Source organism: Mesorhizobium temperatum (assembly GCF_002284575.1).
Lineage (GTDB): Bacteria > Pseudomonadota > Alphaproteobacteria > Rhizobiales > Rhizobiaceae > Mesorhizobium > Mesorhizobium temperatum.
On the sequence record NZ_NPKJ01000053.1, the window covers coordinates 138,980 to 153,918 of the forward strand.

General features: G+C 63.3%; 15 protein-coding genes and 1 pseudogene. 7 read left to right on the forward strand and 9 right to left on the reverse strand.

What is annotated here, in order from left to right; translation table 11 throughout:
- Positions 1–8: 8 nt before the first annotated feature.
- Positions 9–1,028, forward strand: a complete 1,020-nt coding sequence (locus tag CIT26_RS18515) for a zinc-dependent alcohol dehydrogenase family protein (RefSeq protein ID WP_095493903.1) — start codon at positions 9–11, stop codon at positions 1,026–1,028.
- Positions 1,029–1,087: 59 nt separating this feature from the next.
- Here CIT26_RS18515 and CIT26_RS18520 read toward each other — a convergent pair whose 3' ends face one another.
- Positions 1,088–2,197 carry a TRAP transporter substrate-binding protein gene (locus CIT26_RS18520; protein WP_095493904.1) on the reverse strand — a complete coding sequence of 370 codons (1,110 nt, stop codon included), beginning with the start codon at positions 2,195–2,197 and terminating at the stop codon, positions 1,088–1,090.
- 289 nt (positions 2,198–2,486) lie between these two features.
- Here CIT26_RS18520 and CIT26_RS18525 point away from each other — a divergent pair, with 289 nt between their 5' ends.
- A complete protein-coding gene (locus CIT26_RS18525) occupies positions 2,487–3,260 on the forward strand; it encodes a gamma-glutamyl-gamma-aminobutyrate hydrolase family protein (RefSeq protein WP_095493905.1) in 774 nt (257 codons plus the stop codon).
- Positions 3,261–3,286: 26 nt separating this feature from the next.
- On the opposite strand, the gene CIT26_RS18530 is transcribed toward CIT26_RS18525, so the two are convergent.
- The 5 genes and pseudogenes from CIT26_RS18530 to CIT26_RS18550 all read right to left on the reverse strand — a co-directional run bounded on the left by CIT26_RS18530 (position 3,287) and on the right by CIT26_RS18550 (position 6,577).
- Positions 3,287–3,682 carry a hypothetical protein gene (locus tag CIT26_RS18530; RefSeq protein WP_095493906.1) on the reverse strand — a complete coding sequence of 132 codons (396 nt, stop codon included), beginning with the start codon at positions 3,680–3,682 and terminating at the stop codon, positions 3,287–3,289.
- Positions 3,683–3,765: 83 nt separating this feature from the next.
- Positions 3,766–4,749: a 2-hydroxyacid dehydrogenase gene (locus CIT26_RS18535; protein ID WP_095493907.1), complete on the reverse strand. Its 984-nt coding sequence runs from the start codon at positions 4,747–4,749 to the stop codon at positions 3,766–3,768.
- Positions 4,746–5,768: a LacI family DNA-binding transcriptional regulator gene (locus tag CIT26_RS18540; RefSeq protein WP_095494138.1), complete on the reverse strand. Its 1,023-nt coding sequence runs from the start codon at positions 5,766–5,768 to the stop codon at positions 4,746–4,748. The genes CIT26_RS18535 and CIT26_RS18540 overlap by 4 nt, the downstream gene beginning before the upstream one ends.
- A 124-nt stretch (positions 5,769–5,892) precedes the next feature.
- A pseudogene (locus CIT26_RS18545) lies at positions 5,893–6,157 on the reverse strand (EamA/RhaT family transporter); the annotation flags it as partial.
- Between the two features lie 12 nt (positions 6,158–6,169).
- Positions 6,170–6,577, reverse strand: a complete 408-nt coding sequence (locus CIT26_RS18550) for a DUF2000 family protein (protein ID WP_095493908.1) — start codon at positions 6,575–6,577, stop codon at positions 6,170–6,172.
- Positions 6,578–6,612: 35 nt separating this feature from the next.
- On the opposite strand from CIT26_RS18550, the gene CIT26_RS18555 reads away from it, so the two are divergent.
- Positions 6,613–7,491, forward strand: a complete 879-nt coding sequence (locus CIT26_RS18555; protein WP_095493909.1) for an AraC family transcriptional regulator — start codon at positions 6,613–6,615, stop codon at positions 7,489–7,491.
- A 16-nt stretch (positions 7,492–7,507) separates the two neighbouring features.
- Here the strand turns inward: CIT26_RS18555 and CIT26_RS18560 are convergent, their stop codons facing one another.
- Positions 7,508–7,978: a MarR family winged helix-turn-helix transcriptional regulator gene (locus tag CIT26_RS18560; protein WP_095494139.1), complete on the reverse strand. Its 471-nt coding sequence runs from the start codon at positions 7,976–7,978 to the stop codon at positions 7,508–7,510.
- Between the two features lie 221 nt (positions 7,979–8,199).
- A complete protein-coding gene (locus CIT26_RS18565; protein ID WP_095493910.1) occupies positions 8,200–8,931 on the reverse strand; it encodes an intradiol ring-cleavage dioxygenase in 732 nt (243 codons plus the stop codon).
- 197 nt (positions 8,932–9,128) lie between these two features.
- On the opposite strand from CIT26_RS18565, the gene CIT26_RS18570 reads away from it, so the two are divergent.
- Positions 9,129–10,187: a CobW family GTP-binding protein gene (locus CIT26_RS18570; protein WP_095494140.1), complete on the forward strand. Its 1,059-nt coding sequence runs from the start codon at positions 9,129–9,131 to the stop codon at positions 10,185–10,187.
- 260 nt (positions 10,188–10,447) lie between these two features.
- Positions 10,448–11,422 (forward strand): WD40 repeat domain-containing protein, encoded by a 975-nt coding sequence (locus CIT26_RS18575; protein ID WP_095493911.1) that lies wholly within the window; start codon positions 10,448–10,450, stop codon positions 11,420–11,422.
- Between the two features lie 11 nt (positions 11,423–11,433).
- Here the strand turns inward: CIT26_RS18575 and CIT26_RS18580 are convergent, their stop codons facing one another.
- Entirely contained in the window at positions 11,434–11,886 is a 453-nt protein-coding gene (locus tag CIT26_RS18580) for a hypothetical protein (protein ID WP_095493912.1), read from the reverse strand.
- A 165-nt stretch (positions 11,887–12,051) separates the two neighbouring features.
- On the opposite strand from CIT26_RS18580, the gene CIT26_RS18585 reads away from it, so the two are divergent.
- Positions 12,052–13,434 carry an aspartate aminotransferase family protein gene (locus CIT26_RS18585; RefSeq protein ID WP_095494141.1) on the forward strand — a complete coding sequence of 461 codons (1,383 nt, stop codon included), beginning with the start codon at positions 12,052–12,054 and terminating at the stop codon, positions 13,432–13,434.
- Between the two features lie 13 nt (positions 13,435–13,447).
- Positions 13,448–14,869 carry a glutamine synthetase family protein gene (locus CIT26_RS18590; protein WP_095493913.1) on the forward strand — a complete coding sequence of 474 codons (1,422 nt, stop codon included), beginning with the start codon at positions 13,448–13,450 and terminating at the stop codon, positions 14,867–14,869.
- Positions 14,870–14,939: the final 70 nt, after the last annotated feature.

Genomic DNA, 14,939 nt, shown 5'->3' on the forward strand with positions numbered 1-14,939 from the left:
TAACAGAGATGAAAGCGGTGCGGCTGGAGGGCGTGGGCAGCATTGCCCTGCGCGAGGTCGGAAGACCGTCCGCCGGACCGGACGATCTCCTGGTGCGGATCGAGGCATGCGGCGTCTGCGGCACCGACCGGCATCTTTTCCATGGCGAATTTCCCTGTACGCCGCCGGTGACGCTCGGGCATGAATTCTCAGGGATCGTCGAGGCGATTGGAACCGCTGTGTCCGGCTTTTCCGTCGGCGATCGCGTTACCGGCGATCCCAACATCGCCTGCGGGCGCTGTCCGCACTGCCATGCCGGTCGCATTAATCTCTGCCATGATCTGGTTGCCATCGGCATCCGCCGCGACGGCGGCTTCGCCGAATATGTCGTGCTGCCTCAGAAGCAGGCCTTCCCCCTCCCGAAGGACCTGAAGCCGACGCATGGCGCGTTCTGCGAGCCGCTTGGCTGCTGCCTGCATGGCATGGACCTGGCGCAGATCAGACCCGGCTCCTCGGTCGCCGTGCTTGGCGGCGGCGTGATCGGCCTGCTCACCGTGCAACTGGCGAGGCTTGCCGGCGCGACGACAATCATGCTGTCGACGCGCCAGGCCTCGCGGCGTGCCCTTGCCAGAGAATTGGGTGCGACGGCAACGGTCGACCCCAGCGCTTGCGATATCATCGACACGGTCGGTCCGTCGGGCCTGATGCCGGGCGGCGTCGATGTGGTGTTCGAATGCGCTGGCGTAAGAGAGACGGTCGAGCAATCGATGCGGCTGGCCAGGGCCGGTGGCACAATCGTCGTCGTCGGCGTGACACCTCAAGGCATGAAGGCCGAGTTCGAACCTTTCGACCTGTTGTTCCGGGAATTGAAGGTGCTCGGCTCGTTCCTCAATCCGTTTACGCATCGCCGGGCCGCCGATCTCATCGCCTCGGGTGCGATCGAGATCGACAAGCTCATCTCACGGCAGGTGACGCTGGAGGAGGCGGCTGCGGTGATCGCCAATCCGCCTGCGCCAGGCGAAGTCAAGGTGCTGGTGGTGCCGCGCTGATCAGGCAAATCGAAGTGTGACGGCGCCACGCGTCCGAGCGCGTGGCGCCGTAACTGTTGTCAGAGCTTGCCGGTGCGCTGCTGGACCATCATGAAGGTGTCGTAATTGTACTCGGCCACCTGCGCCCAGAGATAGTGCTCCTTGCGGAAGGCCTTGATCGAGTCCCATATCTTCTTGAACGGCGCGTTCGAAGCTTCCATCTCGGCATAGACCTCGTTCGCCTTTTCGAAGCAGGCTGCCAAGATTTCCGGGCTGAACGGGCGCAATTTGGCGCCCCCGGACACCAGCCGCCTCACAGCCGCCGGATTCAGATGGTCGTATTTCTGCAGCATGTTGGCGTCGGCGGCCTGCGCGGCGGTGTGCACCAGCGCCTTGTAGGCCGGTGAAAGCTCTTCGTATTTCGCCTTGTTGAACATCAAATGGACGGTCGGCCCGCCTTCCCACCAGCCGGGATAATAATAATTGGGCGCGACCTTATAGAAGCCGAGCTTCTCATCGTCATAAGGGCCGACCCACTCGGCAGCGTCTATGGTGCCTTTTTCCAGCGCCGGATAGATGTCGCCGCCGGCGATCTGCTGCGGCACCACGCCGAGCCTTTCCACCACTTTGCCGGCAAAGCCACCGATGCGCATCTTGAGGCCCGAAAGGTCGGCGACGGTGTTGATCTCCTTGCGGAACCAGCCGCCCATCTGCACGCCGGTATTGCCGCCCGGCAAGCCAAAAAGGCCCTGCGTGGCGAGAAACTCGTTGAACAGGTCGATGCCGCCTCCGTGATAATGCCAGGCATTGATGCCGCGCGCGTTGAGCGAGAACGGAACCGCGGCACCCAGCGCCCATGTCGGGTCCTTGCCCCAATAATAATATGCCACCGTATGGCAGGCCTCGACGGTGCCGGCGGTGGTGGCGTCCGCGGCCTGCAGGCCGGGCACGAGTTCACCGGCGGCGAAGACCTGGACCTGGAAGTTGCCGTCGGTTGACTCCGAAAGCATCTTGGAAAAGACCTCGGCGCCGCCGTAGATCGTGTCGAGGGATTTCGGGAAGGACGACGCCAGGCGCCATGTCACTTTCGGATTGGATTGGGCGATAGCCGGCGCGGCAAGCGCTGCTGTGGCCGCCGCGGCGCCCACACCGGTCGCGCCGGCTTTGCGGATGAATGATCGACGATCCATGAAGTCCTCCCTATTGGATCAATAGACCGACGTTCGGGAAATGCTCTGTGTCCCGGATCGGCTTCGCGGCAGACAATACACGGGCAAGAAGTCGAGTCCAGCCATGGCAGCCGGTTTCGCCGGCGGCGTTCCCGCGAAATTCGCGGCGCGAACGCACCTCTTGCAACTTAAGTCTAACGCCGTTTCCTTGGACCATGCGACACGCCGAACTTGTCATGGCAAAGCGCCTTCGGATCGCCTATTTTAAAGGCAGAACATAGCCCTGTACTGAATGGAACCCGGATCAAAAATGCAGCAGCCGCTCGTCGCCATATCGACCGACGTCCGCCAGTTCGACAACTACACCTGGCATGCCGCTCCGCAGCAATATCTGGAGGCGGCGCTTTCGGGAGCCGGCGTGTTCCCGGTGCTGGTGCCGTCCTTCGGCGACCGGCTCGATTTCGATGAACTCCTGTCATCGGTCGACGGCGTGATGATCACCGGCTCGAAATCCAATGTGCATCCCTCGCTCTATGGCGGCGATGCCAGCGAGGCCAACGGCCCATACGATCCGGCCCGCGACGCCACGACGCTGCCGTTGATCCGCAAGGCAGTGGAGCGCGGCGTGCCGTTGCTCGCCATCTGCCGCGGCATCCAGGAGATGAATGTGGCGCTGGGTGGCACGCTGGCCACGGAAATCCAGGAGCGCGAGGGATCGCTGGACCATCGCGCGCCGGCGAGCGATAATCAGGACGAACGCTTCGCCATCCGCCAGACCATTTCGATCAAGCCCGCAAGCTGCCTCGCCGGCGTGTTCGGGGCGGGCGACATCATGGTCAACTCGGTGCATCGCCAGGCGATCGACCGGCTCGGCCCGAAGTTGCAGATAGAGGCCGTCGCCACCGACGGCGCGGTCGAGGCGGTTTCGGTGCGGGACGCCCGTGCCTTCGCTGTGGGCGTCCAATGGCATCCCGAATACTGGGTCAAGTCGGACAGCGTTTCGGCAAAGATCTTCCGCGCCTTCGGCGACGCGGTGCGCCTGCACGCCGCGGCGAAATCCGGCGCGCGCACCGCCGCGGAATAGAATAGTTCAGCGATCGGACGTCAACGTCAATCGCTGCTGGCCGCCAGCGACAGCAGCGGCAGGGCCGGTGCATAGGATTCATAATCGTGGCCATCGGCGACGCCGAAAGTGACGATCGGATCGATGCCGTTCGCGCTGAAGGTGACCGTGCCGTCATCCTGCTCACGCCAGAATTTCGCGCGCTCGATGCCGGGCAAAACCTGGCGGCAATTCGCAGTGACCGTCAACAGCGACAGGCCATGCGAAACCTCAGTCCCGCGTTTGACCGCGCAAGACGCTTCGTCGCCGTTGGCCACCAGCCTGTAGTCGCCGGGCGCCTGCGTTGGCTCATCGGCTGTGCGGCCTTCGCCGCTGCCGCCGTGAAACAGCTGAACGCTGCCGAACAGGGCGGCAACGGCCATCAGTGCAGCAAGTGCTTTCATCCTGTATTCTCCGCGTGGTGGCGATAGATAAAGAATGATTTCAAAGCGTTAAGCCGACGTTAATCAATAGGAAAGGTTGCCGCTCAGCTGCGCGCCTTGACCTTTTCCGTTTCCGGTACCGGCGTCAGCGCCCTCCGTTCCGAAAACCAGGAAACCAGATTGTCGACGCATAGATCGGCCATGGCGCGGCGGGTATGATCTGAAGCCGAGCCGACATGCGGCAAAAGCGAGGTGTTGGGGGCGGCGAGCAGCGCCGGCGGCACGTTCGGCTCGTCGGCGAAGACGTCGAGCCCGGCAGCGGCGATAGTGCCGCCGGCAAGGGCTGTGGCAAGTGCTGCCTCGTCCACCGTGCTGCCGCGGCCGATGTTGACGAAGACGCCATTCGGGCCGAGCGCCGACAGGATCTCGGCATTGACCGCCTTTTCCGTCGAGGCGCCGCCGGGCGCCACCGAGATCAGCGTATCCACCGCCTCGGCGAGGCCTTTCAGCGTACCGTGGTATTCGTAGGACAGGCCTTCGACCTGGCGCCGGTTGTGATAGGCGATCGGCAGCCCGAAGGCCTCCAGCCGGCGCGCAACGGCAAGGCCGATGCGGCCCATGCCGAAAATACCGACACGACGGCCGCGCAAGGTCAGCCGGCTCAAGCGATAGTTGCCATTGCGCGCCCAACTGCCGTCGCGCAGCCAGGTCTCGGCGCGCGGCAACTCGCGGATGGTGTTGATCAAAAGACCGATCGCCGTGTCGGCGACCTCCTCGGTCAGCACGTCAGGCGTGTTGGTGACCATGACGCCGCGCTGTGCTGCGTGACGGGCATCGACCGAATCATAGCCGACGCCGAAATTGGCTATGATCTCGAGATTCGGCAGCGCGTCGATGAGGGCTGCATTAATCCCGCCAAAGGCGGCAATGCCGCGCACCGACCGGCGCAGCTCGTCGGTGACCAGCGACGCATCAGGCCGTTCGATCCACACGCGACTGAACATCCTATCTATGCGGCCGACCGCATGATCGTTGAATTGGCCCGGCACCAGAATGGCGACTGCTTGCTGCTGTTCGGTTTTTGTCATGCACGTTCCACCGGTTTGCCGGTCGACTGGCGCACATGCAGTTCCGGCTTGATCAGTTCCTGCGACGGCCGCACCATCTGCCCATTGAGCTTGTCGAGCAGCGCGCTTGCGGCGCGGCGGCCGACCTCGCGCTGGCCGTTCCAGACGGTGGTCAGCGCCGGCGTGGCGATCGCAGCTTCCTCGAGATCGTCATAGCCGGTGACGGAGATGTCAATGCCCGGCACCAGCCCGGCGCGCGCGATGCCGTTCATCAGGCCGATGGCGACGAGGTCATTCCAGCAGCAGGCGGCGGTCGGCTTGTCCTTCAATGCCAAGAACTGCCCCGCCGCTTCGAAACCGGCCTGTTTGGTGCGCGGGCCGGCAATGCGCCAGGACGGCCTGACCTCCAGCCCGGCCGCCTCCATGGCGTTGACATAGCCCTGGTAGCGGTCGCGGCCGGTCGAGGTTTGGTCGGTGCCGCCGACCATGGCGATGCGCTTGTGGCCGAGCGAGATCAGATGGTTGGTGGCAAGCCCGGTGCCGTAGGCATCGTCGCCGCGAAACACCGGCACGTCGGCGCCTTCGACGGTGCGTGCGATCAGCACCGCCGGCAGGCCGTTTTCCTCGGCCATCAAGATGTCTTCGGGCGGCGTGCCGATGGCCGGCGACATGATGACGCCATCGGCGCCGAGCTGCAGCAGCGTGTCGATGAAGGTGCGCTGCTTTTCGAGCTGGTCGTAGTGGTTCGACAGGATGAAGGTCTGCCGGCTGCGATCGAGCTCGCTTTCGATCGAGCGCAGTATCTCGGCGAAAAAGGGATTCATGATGTCGTGAACGACGACGCCGACGATGCCCGAACGCGAGGTGCGCAGGCTGGCGGCGCGGCGATTGTAGATATAGCCGATGGCGCGGGCATGTTCCTTGATGCGGTCGCGGGTGCCGCCGGCAACCAGCGGGCTGTCGCGCAGGGCCAGCGAGACCGTGGCCGTGGACACGCCGAGCGCATCCGCGATCGTCGAAAGCTTGATCTTCTGTGCCAGCGCCTTGCGCTCCCCCGACGATCTAGAGCTGATCCATGATCTCCAGCGAAAACCGGATTCCCACTTTTCGGGATCATGATCTAAACAGTTTAAACGCGGCCTTATGCCACCCTTCCGGAACAAATCAAAGTTTTTTTGCCAGCGCTTCCACCTCGACGTCGAGAGCGGCGCGGTTGCGCACACGAAGCCGGTGCTCGCGATCAACGATATAAAGGCCGCTGGCGACGATGACGGCAGCGCCGACGAGCGTCCAGCGGTCGGGAAACTGGTTGAAGACAATCCAGCCGGCAATGATCATCCCGATGATTTGCGAATACCGAGACGATAGCCTGCACCAGGAGCCAATGGCAGACGGCGCCGAACACGCTAAGCATCAGAAGGATGAACCAGCCGCCACAGGCTCAGGGATGCATGCGGGCGCCCTTGGTGATCTTGTCGACAAGCTTCTTTTCGGCGCGCAGCGCGATGCCGACGACCTTGGCGTCGTCGGGTGCGAATTCGGCAAAGACGGCGCGGTTCGCCGCGTCGTGGCCGGTCGAAAACATCTCGTCGACGTAGAGCGAGGTCGTCACACCGCGCTCCAGCGCCCGTCGGTGGATCGCACTGAGCGTCGGGCGATCGGCCGAAAGCACGATGACCGGCTGGATCGAAAGCGGATTGTAGATGTTGCCGGCGCGGTCGCGATAGGGTTTGCCGATGATGTCGCTATACTGCGCGACGATACCGCTGGTCAGGAAGGCGGTGACATTGAGCTTTTGCCAGACGGGAAGGTCGTCCTGCAGCACGATTGCAAATTTCGTGGCGAACATGAGACATTTACCATTCAAGTTTGTGAAATGAAGCGATGTCACACGGTCTAGATGGCGAGGCCTTTCAGGGTCTTGGACGTTTGTGCGTTGACACGGCTGAGAACTGTGTCATCTCGGCCCCCGATTGCGTCGGAATGGAGCGTATCGAGGCCCGGTTCCACGGCAGCGCGTTCGATCTCCATCGTCATGATACCTACGCCATCGGCGTGACGCTGCATGGCGTCCAGACCTTCCGTTATCGCGGCGCGACGCATCACAGCCTGCCCGGCCAGATTATCGTGCTCCATCCCGACGAATTGCACGACGGCGGTGCCGGCACCGAAGACGGCTTGCGTTACAGGATGCTCTATCTGGAGCCGTCCATCGTGCTGGACTGCCTCGATACGATAGGCGCATCGCTGCCTTTCGTCAGGGAAGCCGTGGTGACGGATCCTGTCTTCCGCACGAGGCTGCTTTTGGCGCTGGGGCCGTTGGACCAGAAGCTGGACGACCTCTTTGTCGCCGACTTCATTGCGCAATTGATGCAAAGCTTGGCACGGCATGCAGGCCTGCAGGCGAAACCGATCCCAAGGACAGCATGGCGGGCTGCCAACCTGGCACGCGACTATCTGGAAGACAATGTTTTCCGTATCGTCCGTTCCGAAGAGCTGGAGGCGATCACCGGGCTGGATCGCTATGCCCTATCGCGGCATTTCCGTGCCGCCTTCTCCACCAGCCCGCATCGCTTTCTCTTGATGCGCCGGCTTCAACGAGCACGCCGCATGATCGAGGCGGGCGAGCCATTGGCGCAGATCGCGATAGCGGCCGGTTTCAGCGACCAAAGTCATTTTAACAGGCACTTCAAGAAGGCGTTCGGTGTCACGCCGGGCCGCTGGTCGGCATTGGTCCATGGATCGTCGGCAGCCGCTGCCTGATGGCGTCAGCCGCGGATCATTCGTCGGCGTCGATCTCATCATCGACGAGAACCATCTCGCCGTTCGAGAGGTTCGCCTCGACGCGGGCGAGCAGCTTGAACAGCGCCTTCTGGTCCTTTTTGTCGAGCCCCTTCAGCGCCTGCTTCTCGGTCTTCTTCACCGATTTCTCGATGGCGTGAATGATTTCGCGGCCAGTGTCGGTCAGAAAGATATGGGCCTGGCGGGCATCGGCGGCAGAGGCACGCTTTTCCAGAAAGCCCTGCGCCTGCAGCCGATTGATCGTCTTGGTGATGGTCGGCGGGCGCACACCGAGGCGGCCGGCGAGATTGCCGGGCGTCTGCCCGTCCTCCCGGTCAAGGGCCAGCATGATCTGGTCCTGGCCGGCGTAGAAGCCGTGCGTCAGAAGCCGCGCGGCCAGTGCCGTACGCGCCAGCCGCGCCGCCGAATGCAGCCGGCTCATTGTCGCAGTCTTGTCCGCCTTGGCCATGGTCATCCCTCTTCGGGCCGAACCGGTGCGGACAGCATAGAGGCAACCGCCCGGTTGGCAATCGACGATCAATCAGATCCGGCTTGGCAAAATAGCTTTGCCGGCAAGCAATGCGATGCCCGCCGTGGCTAATGCCAGAAGTTTATTTCAGTTAGATGACAAACGACTTTTCAGTGCAGGTGGAAGCTTTCCGCAGGAGCGACGCACACGCGAAACGAGGCTCATGCAGCCTTTACTGCGACGATCATCAGGGCCTGATAGGCGTCCGCCACCTCGCGCAGTGCCGCCTGCGACAGCGGCCCGGCGCGCCGCGCGATGCCGTCCCTGGTATTCGACGTATCCCGCCTGCCGGACCGGTCGGTGTAGGGCGCGACAGTGGTGAATATCTGCTCGCTCAGGCTGTCGGGGAAAAACAGCTGGCCGGTCATCACCGAATTGTCATCGGGGAAGACCTTGAAGTGGATGTGGGTGGTGCGGCCGCGATACCAGCCGGGATAGATGGTGGTGAACGAGACGATGCCGGTGTCATCCGCCTTCTGCCACCCGCGCAGAAAACTCTGGCCTGACGTATCGACATCCTGGCCGTCGCCTTGTCCCGGATAGCCCGAATAATGGCCTTGCGCGTCGCAATGCCAGATGTCGACGCGCGCGCCGGCAAGCGGCCGGCAGGCCGCGTCGACCACCTGCAGCCGCACATTGAGGGCAATGCCCGCTTTGCCTTCGGTGATATCGGCGCGTTCGAGCTTCGGGTCGAAATAGAACGGCCCCTCGGTCGCTTCCGGCGTGATCGCGCAGACGCCGGCACCGCTATCGAACAGGGCAAGCCCGGCATAGGGCGAGGCCTGCTGAGCCATCGCGATGCCCGGCAGAAAGACGCCGCCGCCCGCACTGACGGCAATGAGGCCGAGCGCCTGACGCCGGCTCAAAGGCAAGGAGGACGGTTTGTCGGACATCCGGCACCTCTTCTGGTTCTTTCGAGCAAGCTGCCTTGTTCTTAATCTAGGCAGTGAGACCCGCCAGCGCCAATGAAAGTCCAGCGATGTTGGGAAGTTCGGCAATGTTGGCGACCTGTTTGGCCCATCGGTTTGCCGCGTGCAAAAGCACGGCGCACATCCTATATGGAACCAACAATCCCTTTTCGAGGCCCAACATGAGCGATGCACAGACGACGCAGATCCCCGTAACCGTTCTCACCGGCTATCTCGGCGCCGGCAAGACGACACTGCTCAACCGCATCCTTTCGCAAAACCACGGCAAGCGCTACGCCGTCATCGTCAATGAATTCGGCGAGATCGGCATCGACAACGAGCTGATCGTGGAATCCGACGAGGAAATCTATGAGATGAACAATGGCTGCGTCTGCTGCACTGTGCGCGGCGACCTGATCCGCGTCGTCGAAGGCCTGATGCGCCGGCCAGGCCGCTTCGACGCCATCGTGGTCGAGACGACCGGCCTCGCCGATCCGGTGCCGGTGGCGCAGACCTTCTTCATGGACGACGATGTGCGCTCCAAGACCAGGCTCGACGCGGTGGTGGTGCTGGTCGACGCCAAGCACCTGCCGTTGCGGCTGAAGGATTCCCGCGAAGCCGAGGACCAGATCGCCTTTGCCGACGTCGTCGTGCTCAACAAGACCGATCTCGTCATGCCGGAGGAACTAAGCAAGGTCGAGGCGACGATCCGCGCGATCAACCCGGCGGCCAAGATCCATCGCACCACTCGCGCCGGCCTGGCGCTGTCCGAGGTGCTCGACCGCGGCGCCTTCGATCTTTCGCGGGCGCTGGAGAACGACCCGCATTTCCTCGATGCGCATGACGACCACGATCATCATCACGACCATCAAGAGCATGACGGGCATCATCACCATGACGGGCACGACCACCATCATCACGCACACGCTTCCGATATCCATGACGTGACGGTGCAGTCGGTGTCGCTGCGCGGCGGCGAGATGGACCCGAAGAAGTTCTTCCCGTGGATCGAGAAGATCACTCAGATGGAAGGCCCAAACATCCTGCGGCTGAAGGGCATCATTGCGCTCAAGGGCGATGACGAGCGCTATGTTATCCAGGGCGTGCACATGATCATCGAGGGCGACCACCAGCGCGCCTGGAAGGACGGCGAGAAGCACGAGAGCCGGCTGGTGTTCATCGGCCGCGAGCTCGATGCCGAGCGGCTGAAGAAGAGTTTTGACGCCTGCCAGGCCGCTTGATTTCCAAGCCTTATAACGCTAGCGCTGCCGCTTCTTTCCTTCTCCCCTTGCGGGAGAAGGTGGCCGAGCGAAGCTCGGTCGGATGAGGGTGTTCCAGCTTGGCAACGACGGCACTCCGTCCAGCACCCCTCAACCGTCTTGGCGCTGCGCGCCAATCCACCTTCTCCCACAAGGGGAGAAGGAGAGCTGCACCTACCCGCGCTGGCGGCTCCCGCGCGGGGGTAGACGACCGGCCGAAATCTCGAATGGAATAGTCTCTCATGCCCACAGTCGCCCCGCTTGATCTCGATGGCCATTGCGTCGCCGCCGTCTTCCTTGGCGACGTACCGCATTTCGCACTGGCCGACGGCACAATCCATCGGCTGGACCATGGCCACAAGACCGCGCAGACTAATGACGGGCTGCTCGCCGCCTTCCACGATGCGGCCAACGACCGGCTGATCACCGGCGGCGAGGACGGCAAGATTTTTTCCGTTACCGCCGGCGGCAATGCGGCAGAATTGGCAAGCGCCGGGAAAAAATGGATCACCAGCGTCGCGGCTGGACCACAAGGCGCCGTCGCCTATGCCTCCGGCAAGATCGCCTTTGTGCGCTTTGCCGACGGCAAGACTAAGGAATTCATGCATCCGCGTTCGGTCGAGGGGCTGGCGTTCTCGCCCAAGGGCATGCGCTTTGGTGTCGCCCGCTACAATGGCGCGACGCTGCATTTCCCGGCGGCGGACGGGAAGCCGGTCGAGCTGGAGTGGGCCGGCGCCCATACCGGCATCACCTTCTCGCCCGATGGCGCCTTCCTCGTCACCACCATGCAGGAGAACGCGCTGCATGGCTGGAAGCTGGCCGACGGCAAGCATATGCGCATGAGCGGCTATCCCGGCAAAGTCAAAAGCCTGTCGTGGAGCGCCAAGGGAAAATGGCTGGCCAGTTCCGGCGCGCCGGCGGCGATCGTCTGGCCTTTTTCGGGCAAGGACGGGCCGATGGGCAAGGCGCCGCTGGAGCTCGGTACGCGCGGCAACGCCATGGTGACCTCGGTCGCCTGCCATCCAAGCCAGGATGTCGTCGCCGTCGGCTATGACGACGGCATGGTGATGGCGGTGCGTTTCGCTGACGCCAAGGAGGTGCTTCTGCGCCGACCGGGCAAGGGCGCCATCACCTCGATGATGTGGGACAAGGAGGAACGCCGCGTCGCCTTCGGCAGTGCCGCCGGCGACTGCGGCGTCATCGATATCTCCGCATAACCGGGAGTTCTCTACTCGGCCCCGCAGGAGACTTTGCCGGTCAACGCGGCAGGCATGCCATCGCCACCCGTGTCGGCCGTGCCCTCATAGATGGCGAGCGAATAGCGCCCGTCATAGGTGCCTTCTTCACTGGACTTGGTCACGATCGTCAGTTCGACAGAGCTGTAGGTGTTTGCGACCTCGTGCTCGCGATAGACGAGCAGCCGCAATTCCTTGCCGTCGAGCCAGTATTGCGTGAGGTTGGAATCCTCGAACACTGTCTTGCGCAAATCGTCGCCGACGGTTCTGCCGAGAATTTCGAGATCGCCCCGGAAATTGAACGTTGGACCGCCCATACCTCTGGTGACGCCGGCTTCGACCTGGAATTTTACCGCTGCATCCTCGGCCGAGCACCAGATGCCGCCGGTGGCGAAGGCCGAGCCGGCCGATAACAGCAGCGTTGTTACACAGAAGATCGTCCGCATCTTTCTTCCCCAAGCCACAAACCCTATCCGCATTGATGCTGGAGGATGCCCTCAGGTCAAGCGCCCGTCCTCTTCACCGTGGCCGCTGAACCAATGCAGGGCAGCTGTGCGGCCGATTGCGGTTCCGGACGCCGATTGGCAAAGTGACGGATGAGAGGGACCTTCATGCATACAATCGACCATTTAAAGACTTCCATCGGCGGCATCAGCGCCGCCTGCATCGCCGATTTGCGCGAGACCGAGGCCGAAGCCTTCCGCAAGGCAAGGCCGAAATCGGCAGCCAAGGTCGGCAACGGTCTGCCGGGCTTCTTCGGCGGCGTGCCGATGCACTGGATGAACGATTGGCCGACGCCGTTTCCGATCCTGGTCGACAGCGCCAGAGGCGCCACCATCACCGATATCGACGGCAACCGGCTCGACGATTTCTGCCTCGGCGACACCGGCTCGATGTTCGGCCATTCGCCGCCGCCGGTCGCGCGCGACATCCGCCGGCAGGCCGGACGCGGCCTCACCTACATGCTGCCTTCCGAAGATGCGGTGGCGATCGGCCCGTTGCTGCAACAGCGCTTCGGCCTGCCGTTCTGGCAGATCGCGACGACGGCGACCGATGCCAATCGCTTTGCGCTGCGCGTCGCCCGCACCATCACCGGCCGGGAAAAGATCCTGGTCTTCAACGGCTGCTATCACGGCTCGGTCGACGAGACGATGGTGCGGCTGGTCGACGGCAGACCGGCCAACCGGCCGGGACTGGCCGGCGAATTCCGCGACCTGACCCGGACGACCGATGTCATCGAGTTCAACGATGTGCCGGCACTCGAGGCCGTGCTCCGGGATAAGGATATCGCCTGCGTCATCACCGAGCCAGTGCTGACCAATTCCTGCATGGTGCTACCGGACCCTGGCTTCCACGAGGCGCTGCGGCGTCTCACCCGCGCGGCCGGCACCCTGCTGCTGATCGACGAGACGCACACGATTTCGACCGGTCCGGGCGGCTACACCGGAAGACACGGCTTGGAGCCGGACCTGTTCGTGCTCGGCAAGCCGATCGCCGGCGGTGTGCCGGCCAGTGTGTGGGGCATGAGCGAAGACGTCGCCACCCGCTATGCCGACTATATCAGGACCAAGGAACCAGGCTATTCCGGCATGGGTACGACGCTCTCGGCCAATCCGCTGCAATTTGCGGCAATGCGCGCCACGCTCGAAGAAGTGATGACCGACGAGAATTATGCCCATATGGACCATCTGGCGCGGCGGCTCGACGCAGAGCTGACCGCCATCGTCGACCGCTACCGCCTGCCTTGGCATGTTGCCCGAGTCGGCGCGCGCGTCGAGTTCATCTGCGCACCCGGCCCGCTGAGGAATGGCGGCGAGGCGGAAACAGCGCACGCGCCCGACCTCGAAGCGGCGATCCATGTTGCGCTGGTCAATCGCGGCGTGCTGATCGCGCCGTTCCACAATATGATGCTGATCTCGCCGGCGACCAGCGCCACCCAGGTCAACCGCCTGATCACCGCCTTCGGCGCGGTTGCGGCAAGGCTCGCGGCATGAGACAAGCTTGCACATGAGAGAAGCGCACAAGCTAACTTTGAACGCCATCATCGCCTCCCCTTCGGGCTCGACGCCGGCCGAGGCGCAAACGTTTCTCGACGCTCATCCCGAGATCGAAGCGTTCGACATCGTGCTGACCGACGCCAATGGCGTCGGGCGTGGCAAGATCGTGCGCCGGCACGAACTGATGAGCATCTTCGAGGGCGGCCGGCACATGCCGATCTCGATCCTCGGCCTCGACATTACCGGCGAGGACGTGCACGAGACCGGGCTGATCTGGACGACCGGCGACGGCGACCTGCGGGCATGGCCGATCCCCGGTACGCTGGTGCCGCTGTTCGGCACACAGCCGCCGCGCGGCCAGGTGCTGATGGCGATGTACCATCTCGACGGTCAGCCGATGTCCTCCGATCCGCGGCTGGCACTCGCCCGTCAGGTGGAAATACTGGCGGCAAAGGGCCTGCATCCGGCTGGCGCCTTCGAGCTCGAATTCTTCCTGCTCGCCAACGAGCGCGACGCCGACGGCAAGGTGCAGCCGGCGCACGCGGTGCTCGACGGCCGACGCTCGGCCAAGACCGAGGTCTATTCCGTCGACCATCTGCACGGCATGGAGCCACTGTTTTCCGACATCTATGCCGCGGCCAAGGTGCAAGGCATCCCGGCCGAGACGGTCATTTCCGAATATGCGCCCGGCCAGTACGAGCTGACGCTGAACTACCGCCAGGACGTGATCCGCGCCGCCGACGACCTCGTGATGTTGAAGCGGCTGGTGCGGGCACAGGCGCGCCGCCACGGCGTCACCGCTTGCTTCATGGCCAAGCCGATCGAGAAATATGCCGGCTCCGGCATGCATTTCCATGTCTCGCTGCAGGACAAGGCCGGCAAGAACGTCTTCACTGAGGCCAGCGGCGAGTCTTGGTCCTTGCCGCTGCTGCGCGGACTGGGCGGCCTCATTCAGACCATGGCCGAATCGATGCTGGTGTTTGCGCCGCATGCCAATTCATGGCGGCGTTTTGTTTCGCAATCCTATGCGCCGGTGGCGCCGACCTGGGGCGTCAACAACCGCTCGGTGGCATTGCGCGTGCCGGCAGGCGATGCGAAAAACCGGCGCATCGAGCACCGGCCGTCGGGCGTCGACGCCAACCCTTATCTGGTGGCGGCAACTGTGCTGGCCGGCATCACTAAGGGCCTCGACGAAGGCCTCGATCCCGGCCCCGAAACCACCGGCAATGGCTACGAATCGGCAATCACGCGCACCACCATGCCGGTGGACTGGCGCGCGGCGATCGAGGCGGCAAGGGCCTCGACATTCCTCAAAGGGGCACTGGGGGAAGACCTGCACCGGACATTCGTGGCAATCAAGCAAGCCGAATATCTGCGGGTGGCGCGCACGGTCAGCGAGTTGGATTATCACCTCTATCTGCACGAGGTGTGAGGCGATCGCATCGCCGGTCATTCTCCGGGGTCCGGGCTATTTGAAGGAACCTTTCCGGGGTTTCGCTCAT

Bases quoted from the DNA above. Each gene is read 5' to 3' on its own strand.
- CIT26_RS18525 (WP_095493905.1), top strand. From the start codon at position 2,487: ATGCAGCAGCCGCTCGTCGCCATATCGACCGACGTCCGCCAGTTCGAC.
- CIT26_RS18555 (WP_095493909.1), top strand. From the start codon at position 6,613: ATGTCACACGGTCTAGATGGCGAGGCCTTTCAGGGTCTTGGACGTTTG.
- CIT26_RS18535 (WP_095493907.1), bottom strand. From the start codon at position 4,749: ATGACAAAAACCGAACAGCAGCAAGCAGTCGCCATTCTGGTGCCGGGC.
- CIT26_RS18590 (WP_095493913.1), top strand. From the start codon at position 13,448: ATGAGAGAAGCGCACAAGCTAACTTTGAACGCCATCATCGCCTCCCCT.
- CIT26_RS18585 (WP_095494141.1), top strand. From the start codon at position 12,052: ATGCATACAATCGACCATTTAAAGACTTCCATCGGCGGCATCAGCGCC.
- CIT26_RS18520 (WP_095493904.1), bottom strand. From the start codon at position 2,197: ATGGATCGTCGATCATTCATCCGCAAAGCCGGCGCGACCGGTGTGGGC.
- CIT26_RS18575 (WP_095493911.1), top strand. From the start codon at position 10,448: ATGCCCACAGTCGCCCCGCTTGATCTCGATGGCCATTGCGTCGCCGCC.
- CIT26_RS18550 (WP_095493908.1), bottom strand. From the start codon at position 6,577: ATGTTCGCCACGAAATTTGCAATCGTGCTGCAGGACGACCTTCCCGTC.
- CIT26_RS18515 (WP_095493903.1), top strand. From the start codon at position 9: ATGAAAGCGGTGCGGCTGGAGGGCGTGGGCAGCATTGCCCTGCGCGAG.
- CIT26_RS18580 (WP_095493912.1), bottom strand. From the start codon at position 11,886: ATGCGGACGATCTTCTGTGTAACAACGCTGCTGTTATCGGCCGGCTCG.
- CIT26_RS18570 (WP_095494140.1), top strand. From the start codon at position 9,129: ATGAGCGATGCACAGACGACGCAGATCCCCGTAACCGTTCTCACCGGC.
- CIT26_RS18530 (WP_095493906.1), bottom strand. From the start codon at position 3,682: ATGAAAGCACTTGCTGCACTGATGGCCGTTGCCGCCCTGTTCGGCAGC.
- CIT26_RS18565 (WP_095493910.1), bottom strand. From the start codon at position 8,931: ATGTCCGACAAACCGTCCTCCTTGCCTTTGAGCCGGCGTCAGGCGCTC.
- CIT26_RS18560 (WP_095494139.1), bottom strand. From the start codon at position 7,978: ATGGCCAAGGCGGACAAGACTGCGACAATGAGCCGGCTGCATTCGGCG.